Origin of the sequence: Achromobacter dolens, from assembly GCF_902859745.1 — a bacterium.
Taxonomy (GTDB): Bacteria; Pseudomonadota; Gammaproteobacteria; order Burkholderiales; family Burkholderiaceae_B; genus Achromobacter; species Achromobacter dolens.
This window is the reverse complement of the sequence record NZ_CADIJW010000044.1, coordinates 1-22031: the sequence shown is the minus strand read 5'-3', so window position 1 is coordinate 22031 and position 22031 is coordinate 1. Positions and strand designations below refer to the sequence as shown.

The following is a 22031-nucleotide window of genomic DNA, read 5'->3' as shown; positions in this document are numbered from 1 at the left end:
CCCCGCGCCGGCCCGATACAATCACGGGCATGAATTCCGCAACACAGACCACCGCCGCCGAGGCCCACGCGGGCCACACTCCCATGATGCAGCAATACCTCCGCCTGAAAGCGGAGGCCGGCCCCTTGCTGCTGTTCTATCGCATGGGCGACTTCTATGAAATGTTCTATGAAGACGCGGAACGCGGCGCGCGGCTGCTCAACCTGACGTTGACCAAGCGCGGCTCGTCCAACGGCACGCCCATCCCCATGGCCGGGTTGCCGGTGCACGCGATGGAACAGTACCTGGCGCGGCTGGTGGCGATGGGCGAGTCCGTCGCCATCTGCGAACAGATCGGCGATCCCGCGGCCTCCAAGGGCCCGGTCGAGCGCCGCATCGTGCGCATCGTCACCCCCGGCACGTTGACCGACGACGCGCTGCTGCCGGCCAAGGCCGACCGCGCGCTGGCCGCGGTGTTCGTCACCGGCAACGCCCGCGCGCCGCGCGCCGGGCTGGCCTGGCTGAACCTGGCCAGCGGCGACTTCCGCGTCACCGAATGCGCGCCGGCGCAGCTCGAATCCGAACTGCACCGCATCGCGCCGGCCGAAATCGTCTGCGCCGACAGCGCCGAATTCGACTTCCCGTTCGAAGGCGCGCGTTCGCGCGTGCCCGACTGGCACTTCGAAAGCGACGGCGCCCGCGCGCACCTGCTGGCGCACTTCAAAACCGACACGCTGGCGGGCTTCGACATCGAAGACATGCCGGCCGGCATCTGCGCCGCCGGCGCGCTGCTGCGCTACGCCGCCCGCACCCAGTCGCAGGCGCTGGCGCACGTGCAGAGCCTGTCGGCCGAGCGCCCCGGCCAGTTCGTGCTGCTCGATCCGGTCACGCGCCGCAACCTCGAACTGACGCAGACGCTGTCGGGAGAGGATTCGCCCACGCTGTTCTCGCTGCTGGACGGCTGCCGCACGCCCATGGGCAGCCGCCTGCTGCGCCGCTGGCTGCACCATCCGCTGCGCGACAACGCGCCGGCCCAGGCCCGCCAGCATGCCATCTCGACGCTGCTGGCCGGCCGCATGGACGTCGAACAGACCTTCGGTTCGGCCGGCCTGCTGGAGACGCTGCGCGGCGCGCTCAACGCCTTCCCCGACATCGAACGCATCGCCGCGCGGCTGGCGCTGCGCTCGGTGCGCCCGCGCGAACTGGCCAGCCTGCGCGACGCGCTGCAAGCCCTGCCGGCGCTGCGCGACCTGGTCGCGCCGATGGCCGCCTCGCCGCGCCTGAACGACCTGGTCTCGCATCTGTCGGTGGACCCGGCGCTGGCCGCCCTGCTGATGCGCGCCATCGCCCCCGAACCGGCCGTGGCGATCCGCGACGGCGGCGTGCTGGCCACGGGCTTCGACGCCGAACTCGACGAACTGCGCGCCCTGGCCGCCGACGGCGGCGACTTCCTGGTGCAACTGGAAGCGCGCGAACGCGAGCGCACCGGCATCAGCAACCTGCGCGTCGAATTCAACCGCGTGCACGGCTTCTACATCGAGGTCACCAAGGGCCAGACCGCCAAGGTGCCCGAAGACTACCGCCGCCGCCAGACGCTCAAGAACGCCGAACGCTACATCACCCCGGAACTCAAGACCTGGGAAGACAAGGTGCTGTCGGCGCAGGACCGCTCGCTGGCGCGCGAGAAATGGCTGTTCGAGCAACTGCTGGACGTGCTGGCCGAACACGTGCGCCCGCTGTCCGATTGCGCCGGCGCGCTGGCCGAACTCGACACGCTGGCGGCATTGGCCGAGCACGCGCGGCGCCACGACTGGATCGCCCCCGAACTGTCCGAGCAGGCCGACATCGACATCGACGCCGGCCGCCATCCGGTGGTCGAGCAGGCCATCGAGCGCTTCACGCCCAACGGTTGCCGCCTCGATCCGGCGCGCCGCATGCTGCTCATCACCGGCCCCAACATGGGCGGTAAATCGACCTACATGCGGCAGGTGGCGTTGATCGTGCTGCTGGCGCGCATCGGCAGCTTCGTGCCGGCGGCGCGCGCCCGCGTCGGCCGCATCGACCGCATCTTCACCCGCATCGGCGCCGCCGACGACCTGGCCGGCGGACGCTCGACCTTCATGATGGAGATGACCGAAGCCGCCGCCATTCTCGCGGCCAGCACGCCCAACAGCCTGGTGCTGATGGACGAGATCGGCCGCGGCACCTCCACCTACGACGGCCTGGCGCTGGCCTGGGCCATCGCCTGCCGCCTGCTGGCGCACAACCGCGCCCTGACGCTGTTCGCCACCCACTACTTCGAACTGACGCGCCTGCCGGCCGAACAACCGGCTTCCGCCAACGTGCATCTGGCCGCGGCCGAGTCGGCCGGCGGCATCGTGTTCCTGCACGAAGTGCGCGAAGGCCCGGCCAGCCGCAGCTACGGGATCCAGGTGGCGCAGCGCGCCGGCGTGCCCGCCGCCGTGATCCGCCAGGCCACCCGCGAACTCGAACGGCTCGAGGCGCAAGGCGCGCCCACGCCGCAGCTCGGCCTGTTCTCGGCCGCGGCCGACGCCGACGCGCAGGCCTATGCCGAAGCCGACCGCGCCGACGCCATCGAGGCGCTGGACACGCTGCGCGAGGAACTCGCCGGCATCGACCCCGACAGCCTGACCCCGCGCGAAGCGCTGGACGCCCTCTACCGCCTGAAGAAGCACCTGCAATGAACCTCGACCATCCCCTGCCGCTGCTGGGCAACCAGAGCCCCAACGACTTCATGCGCCGCTACTGGCAGAAGAAGCCGCTGCTGATCCGCCAGGCCCTCCCGGATTTCAAGCCGCCGGTCACCATCGCCGCGATCAAGAAGCTGGCGCGCCGCGACGACGTCGAATCGCGCCTGATCTGGCGCGAGAACGGCGAATGGCAGATGGAAAACGGCCCCTTCGCCCGCCTGCCCAAGGACAACGAAGGCGACTGGACCCTGCTGGTGCAAAGCGTCGACCTGCACAGCGACGCCGCGGCCGAGCTGATGCAGCAGTTCCGCTTCATCCCCGACGCGCGGCTCGATGACGTGATGATCAGCATCGCCAGCCACGGCGGCGGCGTCGGCCCGCACTTCGACAGCTACGACGTGTTCCTGCTGCAGGCGGCCGGCGAGCGCGAATGGCGCTACGGCCGCCAGAAGGACCTGTCGCTCGAACCCGGCCTGCCGCTCAAGATCCTCAGCCATTTCCAGCCCGAGGAACAGGCCGTGCTGGCGCCGGGCGACATGCTCTACCTGCCGCCGCAGGCCGCGCACGACGGCATCGCCGCCGGCGACGGCTGCATGACCATCTCCATCGGTTTCCGCGCCCCCACGCAGGCCACGCTGGCGCGCGGCCTGCTCGAGGCCGCCGCCGACCAGGTGATGGCGCGCGTCGGCCTGCTGGGCGGCTCCTACGGCGAGCCGGCGCTGCCCGGCCCCAAGCTGTCGGCTGTCTACCGTGATCCGGCCCAGGCCGCCGTGGCCACGCCGGCGCAGGTGCCGGATGCGCTGGTGCAGGCCACGCTCGACACCGTCAGCAAACTGCGTTTCGACGACGCGCTGGCGTCGCGCTTCCTGGGCTGCTGGCTGACCGAGCCCAGCAACCTCAGTGTGTTCGACGGCCCCGAGGGCCTGGACGTGGATCTGGAAGAAGACTGGCCCGCCAGCGGCAGGCTGGTGCTGGATCGCCGCAGCCGCATGCTCTATCGCGGCAAGCAGCTCTTCATCAACGGCGAAACCGCCATGACGCCGGCCGCGCCCGCGCTCTGCAAGCTGGCCGACGCGCGCAGCCTGGACTGCGCCGATCCGGCCTGCGCCCGCCTGTCCGACGAAGCCCGCTCATGCCTGGCGGACTGGCTGGATTCCGGCTGGATCCATTACGTCGCCTCGTAGTATCCGGAAACCTGCGCGTATCCGTCTTGCACAGAACGCAATGAGGTCTATGCGCAGGGTCACATAAAGCAAGACATCACACCGCGCGGAAAGGTTTGTTGCCGTTGGGATGCGACCTTTTTAACTTTCACACTCGCATCGCTTACGGCTTCCTGTAGCCTGGATCCTGGTTTCCCCTGACGGGGTTTCAAGAGTCGTCATCTACAGGAGTCTAAAAATGATGAGCAAAACCTTGATTATTGCCTCGGTGCTGGCGGTCTCGCTCAGCGCGTGCAACAAGAAGGAAGATGCCCCGGCGCCCGCGAACAACCCCACGCCGGGCGCCACCGCCCCGGCGCCTTCGAGCACGCCGCCGGCCACCTCGCCGGCCCCGGCCCCGACGCCTGGCACCACGCCTGGCGGCGGTTCGAACACCCCGGGCGGCTCGACCACCCCCGCGTCCTGATCAGCGAACAACCCCCGCGCTGATCACGGCAAGCAGAAACCCCGGCCCCGCGCCGGGGTTTTTGTTTGCGCGCCGCCGGGCGCCGTTCCCGCGCGTGCCGCCGCCGCGGCATACGCCGACCCCGCGCGCAAAGAAAAAGGCCCGCGAAGGGCCTTTTCCGGAGCCGTGCGGGCGCCGTGGCGCCCGCCGGAATACGCGGCAATTACATCTTGTCCTTCAGCACGCTCAGCAGGCGCTGGGCGGTGGCGCTGTTGTCGCGTTCGCCCTTGGCGTCCAGCACCGTGACGGTGGTCTGTTCGCCGCTGCCGACCAGGTGGATGCGGTACTGCGGCGCCTCGGCCTTCTTGTCGCCCGAGAACATGCGGCTGAAGAAGCCCGGCTGGTCGATCTTCTCGCCCGTGTCGGTGTCGACGTAGCGCACGAAGTAGTCGCCGGCCGAACGATCGCGATCGTCCACCGAGAAGCCGCCGCCGTCCAGCGCAACGCCGACACGGCGCCAGGCGCGGTCGAACGATTCGCTGACGATCAGGGCCGCGCCCTGCGCGCGGACGTCCTGCTGCACCGTCGGCTTCTGCGGCGCGGCTTCCGCCTGCTGCACCAGCTTGCGGGCGTTGTCGACGTCGGTGCCCAGGTAGACCATCATGCGCGCCAGCATGGCGGCGTTCAGGCCCGGGTCTTCCTTGCCGTTCTGCCACTGCACTTGCGAGCCGTCGCTGCCGACGCGCTTTTCCAGCATCTGGCGATGGCTGACGTAGATTTCGGTGTGGCCGTTGACGCGTTCGACGCGGGTGCGGAATTTCTCGCGCTCGCCGCTGTCCCAGGCCGATTCCAGCACCGCGCCCAGGGCCTGGCGCAGCCAGCTTTCCGGGATCTTGGCGCGGTTTTCCGCCCAATCGGTCTCGATCAGGCCGGCGGCCGGATTGTTGCTGGCGACGGTGAAGCCGTTTTCGGTCCAGAAGTCGACCAGGCGCGGGAACACGTCCTCGGGCGCGCGGTCGACCACCAGCCAGCGCAGGTCGCCGTCGCGCTCGACGCGCATGTCCTGGCGGCCGGGCAGCACGTTGCTGGCCTTGGGCGCGCTGGCCTGGGCCTGGCCCTGCTGCTGGAATTGCGAATAGGTGGTCGAGCCCGACGCCGGCGCGCGGTAGCGCGGATCGCTGGCGGCCTGGGTCAGGTCGGGCGGGATGCTCAGCGGCTCGCCACGTTGCGTGACGGCGCTTTTGTAATTGACGGATTCTTCATTGCCCAGGAATTGGTTGACCTCGCTGCAGCCGGCCAACAACACCAGAGACATCAATGCCGACAAACCGGCATGACGCTTGTTCATACGTATCCTCACGATATTTAGAGCAGGCCCGTTTCCTGGAGCGCGCGACGCACCGTTTCGTGGTGCGACGCGCCCAGTTCCACCAGCGGCAACCGGTAGCCCAGCGCGGTGCGGCCCATTTCGGCCAGCGCCCACTTGACGGGAATAGGATTGGCTTCAACGAACAAAGCCTTGTTCAGACGGGCCAGGCGCGCATTAAGTTCACGCACCTTCGGCACGTTGCCCGCCAGGGCGGCGGCACACAAGTCACGCATGAGCTTGGGCGCGACGTTGGCGGTGACGGAGATGTTGCCGCGCGCGCCCAGCAGGATCAGGGCGGCCGCGGTGGGGTCATCGCCGCTGAACACCTGGAAGCTGGCCGGCGCCTCGCGCAGCAGCAGGCCGCCGCGCCCGATGTCGCCGGTGGCGTCCTTGATGCCGATGATGCCCGGCACCTGCGCCAGGCGCAGCACCGTTTCGTTGCTCATGTCGGCCACGGTGCGGCCCGGCACGTTGTACAGGATGGTCGGCAGGTCGACGGCTTCCGCGATGGCGCGGAAGTGGCGGTACAGGCCTTCCTGCGACGGCTTGTTGTAGTACGGCACCACCGACAGGCCGGCCTGCGCGCCCACCGCCTTGGCGTGGCGCGTGAGATGTATGGCTTCGTCGGTGGAGTTGGCGCCCACGCCCGCGATGACCGGGATGCGGCCGGCGGCATGCTCGACCGCCACGCGGATCAGTTCCGCATGCTCTTCCATGGAGACCGTCGGCGACTCCCCGGTGGTGCCCACCACCACCAGCGCATCGGTTCCTTCCTGGATGTGCCAGTCGATCAACGACCGGTAGGCGGCGTAGTCTAGGCTGCCATCGGGCTGCATCGGGGTGACGAGGGCCACCATGCTGCCCTGGAAATTAACGCCTGCGGCGGTTGCAGGGGATGCCATAAATGAGGGGCTCCAGAGCCCCGTGGCGGGATGCCCCAGGGCCAGAATCAGTGAAACCGCTGAGTTTAACGGATATTGGCCAAAATCCTAGAGGAACCACTGAACGATCGTCGTTCCCAAAGCCAATACCGGACGCATCAATATCCAGAGCACATCGGTCACCAGCAGCACCACGACGATCACCAGCCCATACGGCTCGATTTTCGAGTATTGCCAGGCCAGCCGGTTGGGCAGCAGGCTGAAAAGGATGCGTCCCCCATCCAGCGGCGGAATCGGCAGCAGGTTCAGGGCCATCAGCACCAGGTTGACCTGCACGCCGGCCATCGCCATCTCGAACCAGAAGCTTTCCTGCATGCCGGTTTCGAGGAACAGGCGCAGCGAAAACACCCACAGGATCGCCATCAGCAGATTGGCGGCGGGACCGGCCAGCGCCACCCACAGCATGTCCTTTTTGGGACGGCGCAGGCGGCCGAAATCCACCGGCACCGGCTTGGCCCAGCCGAACAGCATGCCCGGGCTGCCCAGCAGCTTGGAAGTCAGCAGGATCACCGCCGGCACCAGCAGCGTGCCGATCGGGTCGATGTGGCGCGCCGGGTTCAGGCTGATGCGGCCCGCCTGGTAGGCGGTCGGATCGCCGAACATGCGCGCGACGTAGCCGTGCGCCGCCTCGTGCAGGGTGATGGCGAAGATAACCGGTATCGCGTAGACCGCGATCGTCTGGATGATGTCATTCATGGCGAAGCGGATTGTAGAGGAGCGGCGTGACGAACAGTGCGGCGACATGCACAGCGGCGCCCGCCCTGCCGCGCGCCGGCGACGACCGGCGGCGCGCGCCGCCGCGCGAACGGATGGTCAGCCGTTTCAGGCCAGGCCCAGCGTGGCCGGATCGCCGCGCCCCACCCGCACCACGACGGGGTCGTCGCCGGTCAGGTCGATCACGGTGGTCGGCGAATGCGGGCAAGCGCCCGCGTCGATGATGGCCGCCAGCTCGTGGTCGTAACGCTCGCGGATGGCCTCGGCGTCATTCAGCGCGTCGGACTCGCCCTTCGGGATCAGCGTGGTGGACAACAGCGGCGCGCCCATCTGTTCGAGCAGGCCCAGCATCACGGCATGGTCCGGCACGCGGATGCCGATGGTCTTGCGCGACGGGTGCGAGACGCGCCGCGGCACTTCCTTGGTGGCTTCCAGGATGAAGGTCCAGGGCCCCGGCGTGGCGGCCTTGAGCAGGCGGTACTGGCGGTTGTCCACGCGCGCGAAGTGGCCGATCTCGGCCAGGTCGCGGCACAGCAGCGTGAGATGATGGCGATCGTCCAGGCCGCGCAGGCGGCGCAGGCCGTCGGCGGCGTTCTTGTCGTCCAGGCGCGCGACCACCGCGTAGCTGGAATCGGTGGGCACCGCCACCAGCCCCCCGTCGTTCAGCCATTGGGCGGCCTGCTTGAGCAGGCGCGGTTGGGGATTCGCGGGGTGGATATCTAAATGAAGGGCCATGGGATTATCCTAACACTCTTGAAGGCCGCATCGCCAACCGCGGCCGACGCAACACATGGCGGCCGCGGCCGCCCGGAGACACAGTATGCGCCTGGATGATTCCCGCGAAAGCGACAACGTGGAAGACCGCCGCGCCAGCGGTCCGCGCATCGGCGGCCGAGGCACCATCGGCATCGGCACTATCGTGCTGGCCCTGGTCGCCATGTATTTCGGCGTCGATCCCAGCGTGGTGCTGCAGATGGCCGAGGGACCGGCCACGCAGCAACAGCAGGCCCCCGCCAGCCGCCCGCCCGCCAACGACCCGCAGGCACGCTTCGTGTCCAAGGTGCTGGGCGAGACCGAGGACACCTGGAGCGCCATCTTCCAGAAAGACCTGAACCGCCAGTACGTGCCGCCCAAGCTGGTGCTGTTCCGCGGCGCCACGCCCACGGCCTGTGGCACCGGCCAGGCGGCGATGGGACCGTTCTACTGCCCCGGCGACAGCAAGGTCTACATCGACCTGGCGTTCTTCGACGAGCTGCAGAACCGCTTCAAGGCGCCCGGCGATTTCGCCCAGGCCTACGTCATCGCGCACGAGGTCGGCCATCACGTGCAGCACCTGCTGGGCATCTCCGACCAGGTCGACAACCTGCGCCGGCGCAACCCGTCGCAGGCCAACGCGCTGTCGGTGCGCATGGAACTGCAGGCCGACTGCTTCGCCGGCCTGTGGGCGCAGCGCGCCAACGCCGCCCGCAACATCCTCGAAAGCGGCGACGTCGAGGAAGCGCTGGCCGCCGCCACCGCCATCGGCGACGACCGGCTGCAGAAGCAGAGCCAGGGCTACGTGGTGCCCGACGCCTTCACCCATGGCTCGTCGGCGCAGCGCGTGCGCTGGTTCAAGCGCGGCCTGGACAGCGGCGATCTCAAGCAATGCGATACGTTCGCCGCCAGCTCGCTGTAGGGCGCTGGCCGCGATGCGGCGGACGCTGGATATCCATACAGCCAAAAGCCGACACGGTCTTCATCTTGTAAGATTACGCCCCCGCGCACTCCCGCTGCGCGGGCCAGAGCTCCCCAGCGAGGGGGCTTTTCCCGTTGGCCGGCCCGACGGGAAAAGCGTGCTCACGCCCCTCGCGCCCAGCCGCGGCGACGAGGGCGGCACGGCGCATTTCCAGTTACTAGATCCGTTCCATGGCCAACAAGTTCGAACCGTTAATCACCGTTGATGAGGTGCAAGAGATCCTTGCGGAGCCCAAGGAAACGGTCAAGCAGATCACCTGGACCCCGAAACCGGCCGCCGCCAGCATCCAATGGATGGAGTTCGCCAGCCCCTGCCGAGTCAAGGGCGAGGCGCGCGACGACGTGATCTTCCGCGCCATCTACCGCGGCGCCCGCACCGTGGTGCACGGCCAGGCCACCATCTTCCTGGCGGAGGCCTTCTGCGCCAGCCTGTTCGTCGGCCCGCACCGCGTGTTCGGCGTGGATACCGACGACTCGTTCCACACCAGCCTGGTGGGCGAAGGCCGGCCGCAGTACCGCAAGCCGCTGGCGGACCGCAGCCATGAACACATCTGGGTGGACGAAGGCGAAGGCTATGCCGAGCCCGTCGTGCCCGCCCTGCACACGATCGCCGAGCTGATGCAGTATTTCCTGCCGAGGGCCAACCTCACCCTGACCGGCGGTTTCGCGCATCCCCTCAAGGGCCGTCAAATCGAACTGATCCTATGAGCAATTTCCTGGAAGCCTCCGGCTGGACCGTCCTGCCGGCGGGCGAACACGCCATCCGCGCCATCTCGCCGATGACGCTGGGCCTGGACGGCCAGCACGCCGCGTTCTTCATTGCATACCCGGACGACGCCACGTTCTATCTCACCGACGCCTGTGAGACGTCGATGCATGCCTCCAGCTACGGCATCGAGCTGGCGCCCAAGCGCATCGACATCCTCAACGAGACGCCTGGCGTGAGCCTGGCGCACTTCGACAAGTCGGGCGCCATCGTCGCCACGGGCCCCAACGAGCAGTTGCAGGAAGCCCTGTGGGACGCGGTCAAGCTGGCCATGGCGCTGTCGTTCCAGTGCGCCAAATGGATGCCGCGCTTCAGCCAGTTGCGTTTTCGCGCCCAGGTGGGCCGGGCGCTGGCGGCCGGCGTCGGCCCCAACCGCATGGTCAAGGGCGCGCGCGCCAAGGGCAGCAGCGGCCACACCGCCGACTTCGCCTTCGCGGTGCGCGCGGCCGGCAGCACCGCGCTGACCTATATCGAGCCGATCGCGCTCAAGGCGGGCAAGAAAATGGACTGGACGCAGGTCTACCAGACCCACGGCAAGATGTCGGACGTGAAAATGGCCGATGCGCGCAACTCGCGCATGGTGATCCTGGAAGACGGCGCATCGGCCGAGGAACTCAAGAAGGCCGTGGCCATTCTGGAACAATCGGCCAGCGTGCTGACGCTGGCCAAGACGCGCGACTGGAAGGCCGTGTTCGCGGCCGAATGAATCCTGGCGCCGCCAGGCGTCAGGACGGCACGTGGGTCAGGCCGTCGACGATTTCGCGCCCGTGCAGGATGGCGGCATGCACCGCCTCGCGCGGGCTGTAGACGAAGCCGCCTTCGGCAAAGCGCGGCACGGGGTATTCGTCGCCGCCTTCCTGCACGGCGCCCGCCTGGACCACCATGATCGAGGCGATGAAAACGGGGCCGCTGGGCAGCGTCTGAACTTCTTCGCCCGCGCCCCGGGACACCTTGGCCGTCAGCCGGTATCCCTTGTAGATCAAGTTGTTCTGATGCACTTCGGATGCCCTCTTTCTGCGATCCAGCATACCCCGGCTGTTCATGACAGTTCGGATAAGTTTTGTAACTCCGGCATCCGATAGAAACATTGTTGCAATGCGCGAATTGCGTCCCCGTTTCCGTCGGACGCGCCGCGCCGGTCGGACAATCAGGCGGTACGCGGGTGACAGCCAGATGACCCGCTCGTCGGGCCGTCACCACGCTGATCCGTCCCGGGGATTTCCCCTATGACTGTTGCGAAAGCGCACTTTCAGGCGCGTGCATGCCGGTCGCCCGCAGGTAGTCGGATCGGGTCCAGCCCCGTCCCAGCAGGAACATCCGGGTATGCAGGTCGCCCAGCACCGTCGGCGTCACCGAGGCGCCCAGGTAGGTCAGGCGCTTGCGCCGCAGGTCGACGTAGCCCAGCTCGTAGTCGCGGGCCAGCGCCAGCCACAGGCGGTGGGCGCCGGTCGACTGGCGCGCGCCGCTCATGATGCACAGGCCGGCATCCAGCCCCCAGCGATAGACCGCCGTGGCCAGCCCCATGCCCTGGTAGGGCGCGGCGTATTTCGAGTGCGGCGCGCGCACGTAGGGATCGGCGCGCCGCCCCACCTCGATCAGCCGGTTGAACACCGTGTAGCCCGCCAGCCGCCCGCGCCGCGCGTCCACCACATACACGTAATACTCGCCATCGGCTTCGCGGTAGCGAAGCACCATGCCAGGGATGTCGGTTTGAACCTCCGGCAATCCATACAAGCGGTCCGAGGGACGATTCATGCGGTCGTGGATGGCATCGAGCTCCGTCTCCACTTCATGCGGAGCATGGTTGACGTCGATGCGCAGTTCCGTCGCGATTGGCAGAATGCGGCGGAAAGCGTGCAGGGCCAGCGTAGGCAAGGCCACCTCCTGTACAGGGCAAATGCCCGATGAAAAAAGCGGTGGGTGCGCCGCCCCGGCCTGCCGGCCAAGGGGCGACGCGCGATGTCGATGGGGGTGTGCGAAAACCGCCGCGGCCTCTCGCCCGCGGCAAGGCGATGTCATGACGGGCCAGGGCCTGTCCGCGCTACAAGGCGCCTCGCACCGGCCCTAGGCCGCGGCGTGGCCGCCGGCGTGGCGCCAGTCCGCGCTATCGCCGGACGCCTCGTCGGGCATGCCGAAAAACGCGGGAAACTGGCGCGCGCCCTTGCGCGTGACCGACAGCGCGCGCGAATCCAGGTCCTTGTCGATCCAGCCGCGCGCGAGCAATGCGTCCAGCAGCGCGGCGCCGAGCGCGCCGCCCAGGTGCGAGCGGCGCTCGCTCCAGTCCAGGCAGGGGCAGGCGAAGCGGCGGCGGCGCTGGCGCGCCTGCGCCGCGTCCACGCCGACCTGCGCCAGCGAGGCCTCGCCCAGCGGCGTGAGCGCGTAATCGCGGCCATCGGCCGCCAGCCACTGGCGCGCCAGCATCGCGTCATGGATGCGCACGGCCAGCGTGCCGGCCATATGGTCGTAGCAGGTGCGCGCCTCGCGCAACGCCGAGGGCGTGTTGGGCTTGAACGGCGCGCGCTCGGCGCCCGCCACCACCAGCAGCGCCTCCAGCGCGCGCGCCACTTCGGCATTGGCCAGCCGGTAATAACGATGCTTGCCCTGCGCCGCCTGCTCCACCAGCCCCTGCTCGCGCAGGCGCTGGAAATGGCTGCTGGCGGTGGAGGCGCCGATCTCGGCGGCCGCCGCCAGCTCGGTGGCGGTGCGGGCCCGGCCATCGAGCAGCACGCACAGCATGCGCGCCCGCGCCGGATCGGCGATCGCGCCTGCGACGGCCGACAGGTTGATATCGGCGAACTCGGATTCCATGATTCGGTCCTGGCCAAAGTGTTGTCTACAGGGCCAAGCATACTGCGAGTCATCCCAACAAGACAGCCGGCGCCCTCGCCGCCACCCGCCATGCGCACCCCACAGCCTTTGTTTTTCGGTCGGAAAGTCCTTTATGCCACCTTCGTGCTGGCCGTCTTCGGCTGGGGCGTCGGCTTCTACGGCCCGCCGGTGTTCCTGCACGCGGTGGTACAGCGCACCGGCTGGAGCGTGGCGCTGGTGTCGGCCGCCGTCACGCTGCACTTCCTGTGCGGCACGCTGGTCGTGGCCAACCTGCCGCGCCTGTACCGGCGCTGGGGCGTGCCCGCCGTGACCCTGGCGGGGGCCATCGCGCTGGCGCTGGGCGTGTCGGGCTGGGCCCGCGCGACCGCACCGTGGCAGTTGTACGCGGCCGCGCTGTTCTCCGGCATGGGCTGGGTCACGCTCGGCGCGGCGGCGGTCAACGCGCTGATCTCGCCATGGTTCGTCAAGCGCCGGCCGGCCGCGCTGGGCATGGCCTACAACGGCGCCAGCGTCGGCGGCGTGGTGTTCTCGCCGCTGTGGGTGTTCCTGATCGCGGGCCATGGCTTCGCGCAGGCGGCCTGGTGGGTCGGCCTGGCGATGGTGCTGGTGATCGCGGTGCTGGCGCGCAAGGTGTTCGCCGTCACGCCGCAACAACTCGGCCAGCATCCCGACGGCGTGCCGCCGGACGCGCCGGCGCAGGCTGCCGCCGCCGCGGTGGCGCGCGTGCCGCGGCTATGGCGCGACCGCGCCTTCCTGTCGCTGGGCGCGGGCATGGCGCTGGGCCTGTTCGCGCAGATCGGCCTGATCGCGCACCTGCTGTCGTTGCTGGCGCCGCTGCTGGGTGCGCAGACCGCCGGCATCGCGATGGGACTGGCCACCGCCAGCGCCATCGCCGGCCGCAGCCTGGTGGGCTGGCTGATGCCAGACTCGGCCGACCGCCGCCTGGTCGCCTGCCTGTCCTATGGCGCGCAGATCGCCGGCTCGCTGGTGCTGATGCTGGCGATGGAGCATACCTGGGCGGTGTGGGCGGGCGTGCTGCTGTTCGGAGCCGGCATCGGCAATGCCACCTCGCTGCCGCCGCTGATCGCGCAGACCGAATTCGCGCGCGAGGACGCTGCGCGCGTGGTGCCGCTGATCGTGGCCATGTCGCAGGGCGCCTATGCCTTCGCGCCCGCCGTGTTCGGCCTGCTGCGCACGCTGGCCGGCCAGGGGCCGCACCCGCTGTTCTGGTTCCTGGCGGCGGCGGCGGCGCTGCAGGCCGCGGCCATCGCCTGCCTGGTATGGGGCCGCGGCGCCGCGATTCAACGCCCGCCAGTCACGCCAGCCCGCCGCGGCGGGCCACCAGACCCGCCATCACCGCATCGCCCTGCTCATTGGCCAGGCCCGCCGCCACGCCCTGACGATCGGCCACGGTGCGGTTCTGGCTGACTTTCCATTTGCCTTCGATGCGCGTGATCGCGATTTCGACGCCGACGATGGCGCGCATCTGCGCCGCGATGAAATCCTCTGGCGCGTCCTCGACGCGCCACGGCTGCGCCCGCGCCTTTTCCTGCGCATCGGTCAGGGCGCCGATCTGCGCGCGCACCCAGGCCGGATCGTCATGGATGCGCGCCTGGCCCCAAACATGCACGGCGACGAAGTTCCAGGTCGGCACGACTTTGTGCGTCTCCGCCTTGGTGGCGTACCAGGACGGCGTGATGTAGGCCTGCGCGCCATGGAACACCACCAGGCATTCGCCGCCGGCGGCCAGTTCCTGCCATTGCGGATTGGCGCGCGCCATGTGCAGCCGCAGCACCCCTTGCGGCCCTTCCGGATAGAGCAGACAGGGAATGTGATTGGCCATCAGCCCGCCCTTCCCGCTGGTCATCAGCACCCCCAGGGGGTGCGCGCGGATGAAATCGTGCTGGACCTCGATGGAATCTTCACGGAAGGCGGACGGCAGGTACATGGCGGAATGGGCAGTGGAAAGGAAAAACACACCATAGCGCCGCGCTGGCTCCATTGCGAGAGCCATATAACCCTTAATTCATGGAGCCACAATGCGCGTGGCTCCCCGGCAACAGCGCCGCCGGCAGCGGATCACATCAACGGATCACATCAACGGATCACATCAACGGCTTCCCGCGCCGCCGCGCCCGCCCACGGGATCACGCCAGCGCTTTGACCAGCAGCACCGTGGTGAAGCCGCTGTCCCACTCCTCGTCGGGATAAGTGTCGACCTCGGCATAGCCATGCTTGGCGTAGAACGCGCGGCTCTGCATATTGAAAGTGTCGGTCTCCAGCCGCGCGTCGCCGAAGCCGGCGGCGCGCATGCCGTCCTCGGCCAGCGCCAGCAGCGCCGCGCCGACGCCGCGCCGCTGCAGCGCCGGATGCACGTGCAGGGCCCAGATGAAGTTCTTTTCCCAATCCACCATGCCCGCCACGCGGCCGTCGGCCTCGCAAACGTGGAACCGCGCGCCGCGCTCGGCGACGTATCGCGGGATCTTGCCGCTGTCCAGGAAGTACTGGTATTTCTGCGGCGTCATCTGCGGCCGCCAGGTGCCCGCGTAGGTTTGCGTCAATATGTCCTCGAGCGCCGCCACATCGTCGGGGCGCGCTTGCCGGATTGTCAGGAGAGTCTGGGATTGCGTCATGCGCGGCAGTGTAGCAACCCGCGCGCACGCTATCGTCGGACGCGTTCGTAGGCCTGGTTCATGCGCTCGCGCGCGGCGGTTTCATGGGCGTAGGCGCGGTCGTAGGTGGCCAGGCAGGCCGGCGTCGGATCGGGCCATTTGATCGCGGCGACGGCCGCGGTCAATTCGTCGCGCGCGCGCTGCCATTCCTTGACGGCGGCGTACCATTCCTTGGTCGTGTCCATAGTTCCCTCCCTATGTGCACGGCCCCATCGTAGTCCCGCCCGGGGCGGCGGCGACTACTGCTTTCAGCGACGCAAATGGATGAGTACGAGTCGGCGCCGGATGGCGACTTCCCGCCGCGTGCGGCGCGCTCCCGGCCCGCCGCGCCAGCGCGCCGCGCCGCGCAGCGCGGCCAAGGTAAAATGTTCGGATGCAATCGGGACAGGCATCGCGGCAGGCGCCGCGGCGGTCCCTTGCAAGGATGCCGCCGACGCGGCCTCCCGCCAGCGCCGCCATGACGCCGCGGCCCGCACGGGCCATTCACGCAATGCGCTCATGCGGTGAAATCCAGACACCAAGCCTCCAGAAATGAACGCTGCGACGCCGCGGCGGTCGTACGGTAGCCGGCCCGCCGCGCCACCGCCCGCCGCACCGCCGCCCGCGTCGCCGCCCCAACCGCTTCCTCATATCACGATGTGATGAATATTGACGTCAACCCTCACTTACTCACGGCCACGGCAAATGCTACTGTTCCGCCTGTGCAAGGAGTACAAGCAATGGATCAGAAAACGAAACCCTGGGCCTTTCCCAAACCCCATCCGGAAAACACCCCGCGGGGCGAACGAAACAAACAGGAGTTCGACACGCCGCCGGTGAGCGAAACGCCCGCGGCCAAGCCGCGCGGCAAGAAAAGCGCCACCACGGCCGCCGCCGCCAAATCATGACGCGTCATTGACGGCCGTCCGCCCATGCGCCCGCCCGCCGCCGCGCCGCGCCCCGCCGCCTTCACGCGCCCGATCCGTGGCCCGCGAAGCCTGAAGCCGCCTCGCGCGCAAGCGCGGCGGCTGCGAGAATCGTGAACGCATTCATGAATCCGGCGCTGCAAGGCGCCGGCCGGATCACCGGCGTGTTCTTCCACCCGGCCGGCGACATCGTCGCCGTGGCCTCGGCCTTTCCCCTGCTGATCAACCCGCCCGCGCGCGCCGCCTATGGCGGCGCCACGCTGCGCTATCGCGTCGGCCTCTATCGCCGCGGCGACCCCGCGCCGTTCGCGGCCTGCGACGCGTCGCGCCTGCCCGTCAACGACATCGCCTTCCATCCGGACCAACCCGTCATCGCCATCGGTGCGGGCAGCTACGACGGCGGCTATATGTTCGAAGGCGAGCTGATCGCCTGGAACTGGGACAGCGGCGCCTGCCATCGCCCCTTCCTCAACGTGCCGGAAGTGGTGCGGTGCCGCTACCTGGAGGACGGCCGCATCCAGGCCTGGGTCCGCCCCTGGGACGAAGCGTGGGACGAACAGGACGACGATGCGCCCGCGGCGTTCGAAACGCTGCTGCGCGTCGAGACCGCCGCAGGCGTGGCCACGCCTGAACTCGACCCCGCCACCGCCACCCTCGACCGCGCCACGCCGCCTGATGCCGACGACGCCGCCCGGCGCCTGGCCGACTGGCTGGGCCTGCCCGACCTGGGCCTGCGCGGCGCCATCTGGGATCTCGCCTGGCTCGACGCCGACACGCTCGCCGCGGTCCACGACAACTGCCTGCTCGACCGCTACCGCGTGGACGGCGCGCTGCTCGCGCGCCACGACGGCGGCGGCCGCGGCGCCGAGATCCTGCCCACCACGCCGCTCGTCGTGCACGCGATCGCCCCGCCCGATCCCGCCGCCCGCTTCCGCCGCGACTCGCGGTTGTACGCGCTGCGCGACGGCGAGCTGACGACGGTGCGCGACGAAGATGGCCAGTACACCTTCTGCGCCAGCGCCGACGGCCGCCTGCTGGGCCGCCGCGACCGCGTCGATGCGCGCCGCCGCGCCGCGGGCGACGTCCTGCTCGATGCCACCCTGACCGAAGCACGGCGCCTCGATCTCGGCCACTACGACTGCTTCAACCACTACATCGGCATCAACGGCGCGCCCGATCTGTTCGCGCTGCAGGGCACGCCGCCCGATTCGCACGAAGGCAAGCACCTGTGCCGGGTCCACGCCGATGGCCGCATCGAGCGCCTCTGGCCATTGCTCAAGCCGGATGGCACGTCCGCCAGCCACGCCATGGAATGCCGCGGCGCCTACATCGACGACGCGCTCGGCGCGGGCGTGGTGATCGCCGGCAAACACTACTCGCCCACGGTCGGCAACAAATATCGCGGCTTCATCTACCGCAAATCGCTGGCGCGTGGCCAGGAACGCTGGCGCCATGCCACCCCGGCCTCGGCCAGCGCCATCGTGGTGGCCGACGGCCTGGTGCTGGCGGCCTTCCTCGACGGCACCCTGATGCTGATCGACGCCGCAAGCGGCGACCTGCTGCTGGCCTCCCGGGTCCGCATCGGCGGCATCGCCACCGTGCTCTATGCGCTTGCCGCGCACGGCGGCAGGCTGGCCGTCGGCACCCTCGACGGCCGCATTGCGCTGGTCGACCTGGCCACCCTGCGCACCCTGCGCGCGACCCGCGGCGGCATCGATCTGGCATGATGGGGCCATCGCGGGCGCCGCCGCCCGCTTCCCCTGAACCGATCATCCACGCCCATGCACTACACCCAGGACCCCGCCACCCCGCCCGCCCCCACCGTCAGCTTCGACGACTTCATGAAGGTCGACATCCGCGTCGGCACCATCATCGCCGCCGATCCCTTCCCCGAGGCGCGCAAGCCGGCGTATAAGCTGACCATCGATTTCGGCGCCGGGGTCGGCGTCAAGAAAAGCTCGGCGCAGATCACCGGCCGCTACACGCTGGAGCAACTGCCGGGCAAGCGCGTGCTCGGCATCGTCAATTTCCCGCCGCGCCAGGTTGGCCCGGTGCGCTCCGAGGTGCTGGTGCTGGGCCTGGCCGATGCCGCCGACCAGACCGTACTGGTGACGCCCGAGCTGGACGTGCCCAACGGCGCCCGGCTGACCTGAACCTGGAAATTCCGTCCGCAAGCGCCTGCTTCAACACGCTGGGCGCTTCGGGCCGCGGGTAAGACGAATGCCCGCCACGCACAGGGCGGGCGCGCCGATCTCCAGAAAATAGCGGACGGAATGACCCCGTTCACGCCTTGGGATCGGGCTATCCTCACACGCTTGTTGCGACGCATACGCATGACCCGCCCCTGTCCGGCCGGTTCCGCGCGCCGCGACGCCCGCCCGCGCGACGGGCCGGGCACGACGCGAACAGGATGCACGACCCATGGCCTTGAAACACTACCGCGACCTCGACGTCCACGAAGCCGCGAAGGCCCGCATCCGGCTGGTGTTCCAGCACTTCGAGCAGGTCTGCGTCGCCTTCTCCGGCGGCAAGGACAGCTCCGTCACCCTGCACCTGGCGCTCGAGGTCGCGCGCGAAATGGGCCGCGGCCCGGTGCACGCGGTCTTCATCGACCTCGAAGGGCAATACCAGGCCACCATCGCCCACGTCGCGCACATGTTCGACCGCGCCGACGTCCAACCCTGGTGGATCTGCCTGCCCATCAACCTGCGCAACGCGTCGAGCCTGCGCGAACCCTACTGGTGCACCTGGGAGCCCGGCCGCGAGGCCGACTGGATCCGGCCGCTGCCGCGGCATCCGTCCGTCATCAGCGATCCCGGCTATTTTCCGTTTTACCGCCACCGCATGGAATTCGAGGAATTCGTGCCCGAATTCAACCAATGGCTGGCGCGCGACAAGGCCACCGCGTTCCTGGTCGGCATCCGCTCCGACGAGTCGCTCAACCGCTATCTCGCCATCAAGCGCCGCACCAAGAAATGCGCCTGGACGCCGCCCGGCGCGCACAAGCCGCTGCCCTGGAGCACGCGCGACAAGCAGCGCGACAACGCCGTCACCTTCTTCCCGATCTACGACTGGAAGTTCGAAGACCTGTGGCGCTACACCGGCGAAAACGGCCACGCCTACAACCGCCTCTATGACCAGATGCTGCGCGCCGGCGTGCCGTATTCGCAGATGCGCATCTGCCAACCTTACGGCGACGACCAGCGCAAGGGGCTGGACCTGTTCCACAAGCTCGAGCCCGAGACCTGGTTTCGCGCCGTCAAGCGCGTGCAGGGCGCCAACTACGCGGCGCGCTATTGCCGCCAACGCTTCCTCGGCTATCGCGGCGGGCTGGGCCTGCCGCCCACTTTCGATACCTGGCGCCAGTACAGCCAGTTCCTGCTCGACAGCATGCCGGTCGCGCTGCGCCAGGTGTACGCCCGGCGCATCGACGTCTTCATCGCCTGGTGGGAACAACGCGGCCATCCGCTGGCGATGTGGCCCGACGCCGGCATCCCCGACCTCGAAAATCGCAAGGCGCAGCCCTCCTGGCGCCGCATCGGTCTGTCGCTGCTCAAGCAGGACATGGCGCGATCGCTGTCGTTCGGCCCGGCGCGCTGCGACATCGACAGCCTGCTTCCCGTGCCTGCGCGCGCCGCACCATGACGCATCCCCTGAAGCACTACGATTTCCTGCTGCTGCGCTCGTACGACGACGAACGCGCCTTCTTCGCGCAGATGGGCCGCTTCTTCGCCAGCGCCACCGTGCGCCGCGACTGCGGCGGTTATCCCTTGAACGACAGTCCGCGGCACCGCTGGTTCATCGTCAGGCGGAAAAGCCACGCCCGCGTGCTCGGCTTCGTCAGCATCGAACTACTGAGCGACACGGTGCGCATCCGCGACGGCTACATCCGCCCCGAAGCGCGCCAGTTGGGCCTGTTCCGGGCGCTGCGCCAGCGCGTGCTCGACTACATCGACGACCTGGACCAGCCCTGCACCCTGCGCGTGCCATGGCTCAGCGCCGAGCTGCTGCAACCCTACGGCTTCCAGCCCCACACCAGCCGGGGCAACTGGATCACCTTGAAAAGGAATGCCCATGCCACTTCTCGACAGCCTGGAGAGCCGGGCCAGGATGCTGTTCAACGAACTGGACAGCCTGCCGATCCGCCAGCGGATCGAAGCCATCAACCGGATCCGCCTGTGCCTGCATGAGCACAGTCCCTTCGCCGCCGAGCCGGTCGATTGCGTGCAATGGGTCCCCGGCGAGCGGATCGAGGCCAACGACTACAACCCCAACAGCGTCGCGCCGCCCGAAATGCGGTTGCTGGAGCTGTCGATCGCCGCCGACGGCTACACCCAGCCCATCGTCGCGCACCAGGCAGGGCCCGCCCGCTACGTCGTGGTGGACGGCTTTCACCGCCAGCGCGTGGGCAAGAAGAAGGGCCCCATCCGCCAGCGCCTGCAGGGCTACCTGCCTATCGTGGTCATCCGCCACGGCCGCGCCGGCGCCGCCGACCGCATCGCCGCCACCATCCGCCACAACCGCGCGCGCGGCGTGCACGGCGTGATGCCCATGACCGATATCGTCGTGCGCCTGCTCAAGGCCGGCTGGAGCGACGCCGACATTGCCCGTCAGCTCGGCATGGACGAAGATGAGGTCCTGCGCTTCAAGCAGGTGTCGGGCCTGCCGGAACTGTTTCTCGATCACCGCTATTCGCGCTCCTGGGACTGAGCCCGGCCGCGAGGGCCAGCGGCACGCTCAGGCGGCAGCGCAGGCCCGCGCCCGGCGTCGACTCCAACGCCAGCGCGCCGCCGTGGCGCCGCGCGATGGCGGCCACGATCGACAGTCCCAGGCCCGCGCCCTCGCCCTGGCGCCCGCCGCGCCAGAACGGCTCGACCGCCCGCGCGCATTGCGCCGGGGTGAGCCCCGGCCCGCGGTCGCGCACCGTCACCACCAGATCGGACGCCGCGATCGAGACGTGGACCTGGACATCGGCGTGCGCCGGTGAGTACTTGAGCGCGTTGTCCACCAGGTTGCGCACCGCGCAATCGAGCAGCGCATCCGGCAACGCCGCCCAGGGCCGGCTGGCGGGCAGATGCCAGCGCACCCGCGCCGGCTTGCGGCTGGCCACCCGCGCCAGCACCGCCAGCGCATCGCAGGCCGCGTCGGCATCATCGCCGTCGGCGCGCGCCAGCATCAGCAATTGCTCGATCAGGCGTTCGAGGCGCGCGGTGCCCTGCAGCGCATGCGCGACCGCCTGGCGGCTGGCCGCATCGCCAGCCATCGCCGGCAGGCGTTCCAGCACCTGCAGGTGCGCCTTGATGGCCGTGACCGGCGAGCGCATCTCGTGCGCCGCGTGGTCCGAGAAATGCCGTTCGCGCAGCAGCATGTCCTCCATGCGCTGCGACAGGTGTGTCAGCGTCTGCGTGAAAGGCATGAGTTCGCGCGGCACCTTGTCGCCGGGCAGGTCGTGCGCCGGCCACGGCGCTTCGCACGCCAGCCGGCGGCGCAGCCCTTCGACCAGCGCCAGGCCGCGGCCGACGCCGAACCACAGCAGCGCAAAACCCACCAGCAGGCCGGCCACGCCGGGCAGCAGCGCGGTCCAGGCCATCTCGCGGCGCAGCTCGGCCCGGATGTCCGTGCGGCAGGCCGTGGCGACGCGCATGCCCTCGGCCTCGACGGCGTAGGTGCGCCAGGTGGCGCCCGCCCGGCTGAACGAGCCGAACCCCAGCGGCGCCGCCTGCAGCGCCAGCGAGGCGCGCGCCCGCGCCACCGTGAACGCCGGGGTCGCGCCAGCGCCGAAGGCGCCGACCTCGCACGCGAT

General features: G+C 69.2%; 24 protein-coding genes. 13 read left to right on the top strand and 11 right to left on the bottom strand.

Going from position 1 to position 22031, the window contains the following annotated elements:
• Positions 1-29 precede the first annotated feature (29 nt).
• The 3 genes from mutS (at position 30) to HV783_RS23095 (ending at position 4319) form a co-directional block, all read left to right on the top strand.
• Entirely contained in the window at positions 30-2684 is a 2655-nt protein-coding gene (gene mutS, locus HV783_RS23105) for a DNA mismatch repair protein MutS (protein WP_254604003.1), read from the top strand.
• On the top strand, positions 2681-3874 hold the full coding sequence (locus HV783_RS23100; RefSeq protein ID WP_175189934.1) for a ribosomal protein uL16 3-hydroxylase: 1194 nt from the start codon (positions 2681-2683) through the stop codon (positions 3872-3874). The genes mutS and HV783_RS23100 overlap by 4 nt, the downstream gene beginning before the upstream one ends.
• 217 nt (positions 3875-4091) lie before the next feature.
• Positions 4092-4319, top strand: coding sequence for an endopeptidase (locus HV783_RS23095; protein WP_081273424.1), 228 nt, complete (start codon positions 4092-4094; stop codon positions 4317-4319).
• A 202-nt stretch (positions 4320-4521) separates the two neighbouring features.
• Here HV783_RS23095 and bamC read toward each other — a convergent pair whose 3' ends face one another.
• The 4 genes from bamC to HV783_RS23075 all read right to left on the bottom strand — a co-directional run bounded on the left by bamC (position 4522) and on the right by HV783_RS23075 (position 8057).
• Complete coding sequence (gene bamC, locus HV783_RS23090; protein ID WP_054503125.1) at positions 4522-5646, bottom strand: NlpB/DapX family lipoprotein; 1125 nt, start codon at positions 5644-5646, stop codon at positions 4522-4524.
• Positions 5647-5663: 17 nt separating this feature from the next.
• Positions 5664-6569, bottom strand: a complete 906-nt coding sequence (gene dapA / locus HV783_RS23085) for a 4-hydroxy-tetrahydrodipicolinate synthase (RefSeq protein WP_116792007.1) — start codon at positions 6567-6569, stop codon at positions 5664-5666.
• Positions 6570-6656: 87 nt separating this feature from the next.
• Positions 6657-7304, bottom strand: a complete 648-nt coding sequence (locus HV783_RS23080; RefSeq protein ID WP_054503127.1) for a site-2 protease family protein — start codon at positions 7302-7304, stop codon at positions 6657-6659.
• 126 nt (positions 7305-7430) lie between these two features.
• Positions 7431-8057 carry an L-threonylcarbamoyladenylate synthase gene (locus HV783_RS23075; RefSeq protein WP_054503128.1) on the bottom strand — a complete coding sequence of 209 codons (627 nt, stop codon included), beginning with the start codon at positions 8055-8057 and terminating at the stop codon, positions 7431-7433.
• An 85-nt stretch (positions 8058-8142) separates the two neighbouring features.
• Between HV783_RS23075 and ypfJ the strand changes: the two genes are divergently transcribed.
• From ypfJ to HV783_RS23060, 3 genes are all read left to right on the top strand, one after another.
• Positions 8143-8997, top strand: a complete 855-nt coding sequence (gene ypfJ / locus HV783_RS23070) for a KPN_02809 family neutral zinc metallopeptidase (protein WP_054486621.1) — start codon at positions 8143-8145, stop codon at positions 8995-8997.
• Between the two features lie 230 nt (positions 8998-9227).
• Positions 9228-9764, top strand: coding sequence for a hypothetical protein (locus tag HV783_RS23065; RefSeq protein ID WP_064524197.1), 537 nt, complete (start codon positions 9228-9230; stop codon positions 9762-9764).
• Positions 9761-10528, top strand: a complete 768-nt coding sequence (locus HV783_RS23060; RefSeq protein ID WP_054486619.1) for a hypothetical protein — start codon at positions 9761-9763, stop codon at positions 10526-10528. The genes HV783_RS23065 and HV783_RS23060 overlap by 4 nt, the downstream gene beginning before the upstream one ends.
• A gap of 19 nt (positions 10529-10547) precedes the next feature.
• Here HV783_RS23060 and HV783_RS23055 read toward each other — a convergent pair whose 3' ends face one another.
• The 3 genes from HV783_RS23055 to HV783_RS23045 all read right to left on the bottom strand — a co-directional run bounded on the left by HV783_RS23055 (position 10548) and on the right by HV783_RS23045 (position 12630).
• Entirely contained in the window at positions 10548-10820 is a 273-nt protein-coding gene (locus HV783_RS23055; protein ID WP_081273436.1) for a hypothetical protein, read from the bottom strand.
• 226 nt (positions 10821-11046) lie between these two features.
• On the bottom strand, positions 11047-11697 hold the full coding sequence (locus HV783_RS23050; RefSeq protein WP_054503132.1) for a hypothetical protein: 651 nt from the start codon (positions 11695-11697) through the stop codon (positions 11047-11049).
• Positions 11698-11886: 189 nt separating this feature from the next.
• Complete coding sequence (locus HV783_RS23045; RefSeq protein ID WP_175189933.1) at positions 11887-12630, bottom strand: ArsR/SmtB family transcription factor; 744 nt, start codon at positions 12628-12630, stop codon at positions 11887-11889.
• Between the two features lie 90 nt (positions 12631-12720).
• Between HV783_RS23045 and HV783_RS23040 the strand changes: the two genes are divergently transcribed.
• Positions 12721-14079 (top strand): MFS transporter, encoded by a 1359-nt coding sequence (locus HV783_RS23040; protein ID WP_175189932.1) that lies wholly within the window; start codon positions 12721-12723, stop codon positions 14077-14079.
• Here the strand turns inward: HV783_RS23040 and HV783_RS23035 are convergent.
• From HV783_RS23035 to HV783_RS29375, 3 genes are all read right to left on the bottom strand, one after another.
• Complete coding sequence (locus HV783_RS23035; RefSeq protein ID WP_144654890.1) at positions 13967-14599, bottom strand: FMN-binding negative transcriptional regulator; 633 nt, start codon at positions 14597-14599, stop codon at positions 13967-13969. The two genes, HV783_RS23040 and HV783_RS23035, sit on opposite strands and share 113 nt — an antisense overlap.
• A gap of 199 nt (positions 14600-14798) precedes the next feature.
• A complete protein-coding gene (locus tag HV783_RS23030; RefSeq protein ID WP_116792004.1) occupies positions 14799-15284 on the bottom strand; it encodes a GNAT family N-acetyltransferase in 486 nt (161 codons plus the stop codon).
• A gap of 29 nt (positions 15285-15313) precedes the next feature.
• Complete coding sequence (locus tag HV783_RS29375) at positions 15314-15508, bottom strand: hypothetical protein (protein WP_054503136.1); 195 nt, start codon at positions 15506-15508, stop codon at positions 15314-15316.
• A 456-nt stretch (positions 15509-15964) separates the two neighbouring features.
• On the opposite strand from HV783_RS29375, the gene HV783_RS23025 reads away from it, so the two are divergent.
• The 6 genes from HV783_RS23025 to HV783_RS23000 all read left to right on the top strand — a co-directional run bounded on the left by HV783_RS23025 (position 15965) and on the right by HV783_RS23000 (position 20938).
• Positions 15965-16210: a hypothetical protein gene (locus tag HV783_RS23025; protein ID WP_139122249.1), complete on the top strand. Its 246-nt coding sequence runs from the start codon at positions 15965-15967 to the stop codon at positions 16208-16210.
• Positions 16211-16341: 131 nt separating this feature from the next.
• Complete coding sequence (locus HV783_RS23020) at positions 16342-17955, top strand: PQQ-binding-like beta-propeller repeat protein (protein ID WP_175189931.1); 1614 nt, start codon at positions 16342-16344, stop codon at positions 17953-17955.
• Between the two features lie 54 nt (positions 17956-18009).
• Positions 18010-18381, top strand: coding sequence for a tRNA-binding protein (locus HV783_RS23015; RefSeq protein ID WP_054431565.1), 372 nt, complete (start codon positions 18010-18012; stop codon positions 18379-18381).
• Positions 18382-18649: 268 nt separating this feature from the next.
• Positions 18650-19873: a DUF3440 domain-containing protein gene (locus tag HV783_RS23010; protein ID WP_175189930.1), complete on the top strand. Its 1224-nt coding sequence runs from the start codon at positions 18650-18652 to the stop codon at positions 19871-19873.
• Complete coding sequence (locus tag HV783_RS23005) at positions 19870-20418, top strand: N-acetyltransferase (protein ID WP_175189929.1); 549 nt, start codon at positions 19870-19872, stop codon at positions 20416-20418. The genes HV783_RS23010 and HV783_RS23005 overlap by 4 nt, the downstream gene beginning before the upstream one ends.
• Positions 20303-20938, top strand: a complete 636-nt coding sequence (locus HV783_RS23000; RefSeq protein ID WP_054503139.1) for an IbrB-like domain-containing protein — start codon at positions 20303-20305, stop codon at positions 20936-20938. Before HV783_RS23005 ends, HV783_RS23000 begins: the two co-directional genes overlap by 116 nt.
• Here HV783_RS23000 and HV783_RS22995 read toward each other — a convergent pair.
• Positions 20874-22031: sensor histidine kinase (locus tag HV783_RS22995; RefSeq protein WP_175189928.1), on the bottom strand; the 1158-nt coding region annotated here is incomplete at its 5' end. The genes HV783_RS23000 and HV783_RS22995 overlap by 65 nt on opposite strands.

What these genes read in the sequence shown, in the direction of transcription:
- HV783_RS23075 (WP_054503128.1), bottom strand. Translation starts at nt 8,057, where the DNA reads ATGGCCCTTCATTTAGATATCCACCCCGCGAATCCCCAACCGCGCCTG.
- bamC (WP_054503125.1), bottom strand. Translation starts at nt 5,646, where the DNA reads ATGAACAAGCGTCATGCCGGTTTGTCGGCATTGATGTCTCTGGTGTTG.
- HV783_RS23100 (WP_175189934.1), top strand. Translation starts at nt 2,681, where the DNA reads ATGAACCTCGACCATCCCCTGCCGCTGCTGGGCAACCAGAGCCCCAAC.
- dapA (WP_116792007.1), bottom strand. Translation starts at nt 6,569, where the DNA reads ATGGCATCCCCTGCAACCGCCGCAGGCGTTAATTTCCAGGGCAGCATG.
- HV783_RS23040 (WP_175189932.1), top strand. Translation starts at nt 12,721, where the DNA reads ATGCGCACCCCACAGCCTTTGTTTTTCGGTCGGAAAGTCCTTTATGCC.
- HV783_RS23015 (WP_054431565.1), top strand. Translation starts at nt 18,010, where the DNA reads ATGCACTACACCCAGGACCCCGCCACCCCGCCCGCCCCCACCGTCAGC.
- ypfJ (WP_054486621.1), top strand. Translation starts at nt 8,143, where the DNA reads ATGCGCCTGGATGATTCCCGCGAAAGCGACAACGTGGAAGACCGCCGC.
- HV783_RS23080 (WP_054503127.1), bottom strand. Translation starts at nt 7,304, where the DNA reads ATGAATGACATCATCCAGACGATCGCGGTCTACGCGATACCGGTTATC.
- HV783_RS23095 (WP_081273424.1), top strand. Translation starts at nt 4,092, where the DNA reads ATGATGAGCAAAACCTTGATTATTGCCTCGGTGCTGGCGGTCTCGCTC.
- HV783_RS23000 (WP_054503139.1), top strand. Translation starts at nt 20,303, where the DNA reads ATGCCACTTCTCGACAGCCTGGAGAGCCGGGCCAGGATGCTGTTCAAC.
- HV783_RS23045 (WP_175189933.1), bottom strand. Translation starts at nt 12,630, where the DNA reads ATGGAATCCGAGTTCGCCGATATCAACCTGTCGGCCGTCGCAGGCGCG.
- HV783_RS23005 (WP_175189929.1), top strand. Translation starts at nt 19,870, where the DNA reads ATGACGCATCCCCTGAAGCACTACGATTTCCTGCTGCTGCGCTCGTAC.
- HV783_RS23025 (WP_139122249.1), top strand. Translation starts at nt 15,965, where the DNA reads ATGAATATTGACGTCAACCCTCACTTACTCACGGCCACGGCAAATGCT.
- HV783_RS23035 (WP_144654890.1), bottom strand. Translation starts at nt 14,599, where the DNA reads ATGTACCTGCCGTCCGCCTTCCGTGAAGATTCCATCGAGGTCCAGCAC.
- HV783_RS23030 (WP_116792004.1), bottom strand. Translation starts at nt 15,284, where the DNA reads ATGACGCAATCCCAGACTCTCCTGACAATCCGGCAAGCGCGCCCCGAC.
- HV783_RS29375 (WP_054503136.1), bottom strand. Translation starts at nt 15,508, where the DNA reads ATGGACACGACCAAGGAATGGTACGCCGCCGTCAAGGAATGGCAGCGC.
- HV783_RS23065 (WP_064524197.1), top strand. Translation starts at nt 9,228, where the DNA reads ATGGCCAACAAGTTCGAACCGTTAATCACCGTTGATGAGGTGCAAGAG.
- HV783_RS23010 (WP_175189930.1), top strand. Translation starts at nt 18,650, where the DNA reads ATGGCCTTGAAACACTACCGCGACCTCGACGTCCACGAAGCCGCGAAG.
- HV783_RS23060 (WP_054486619.1), top strand. Translation starts at nt 9,761, where the DNA reads ATGAGCAATTTCCTGGAAGCCTCCGGCTGGACCGTCCTGCCGGCGGGC.
- mutS (WP_254604003.1), top strand. Translation starts at nt 30, where the DNA reads ATGAATTCCGCAACACAGACCACCGCCGCCGAGGCCCACGCGGGCCAC.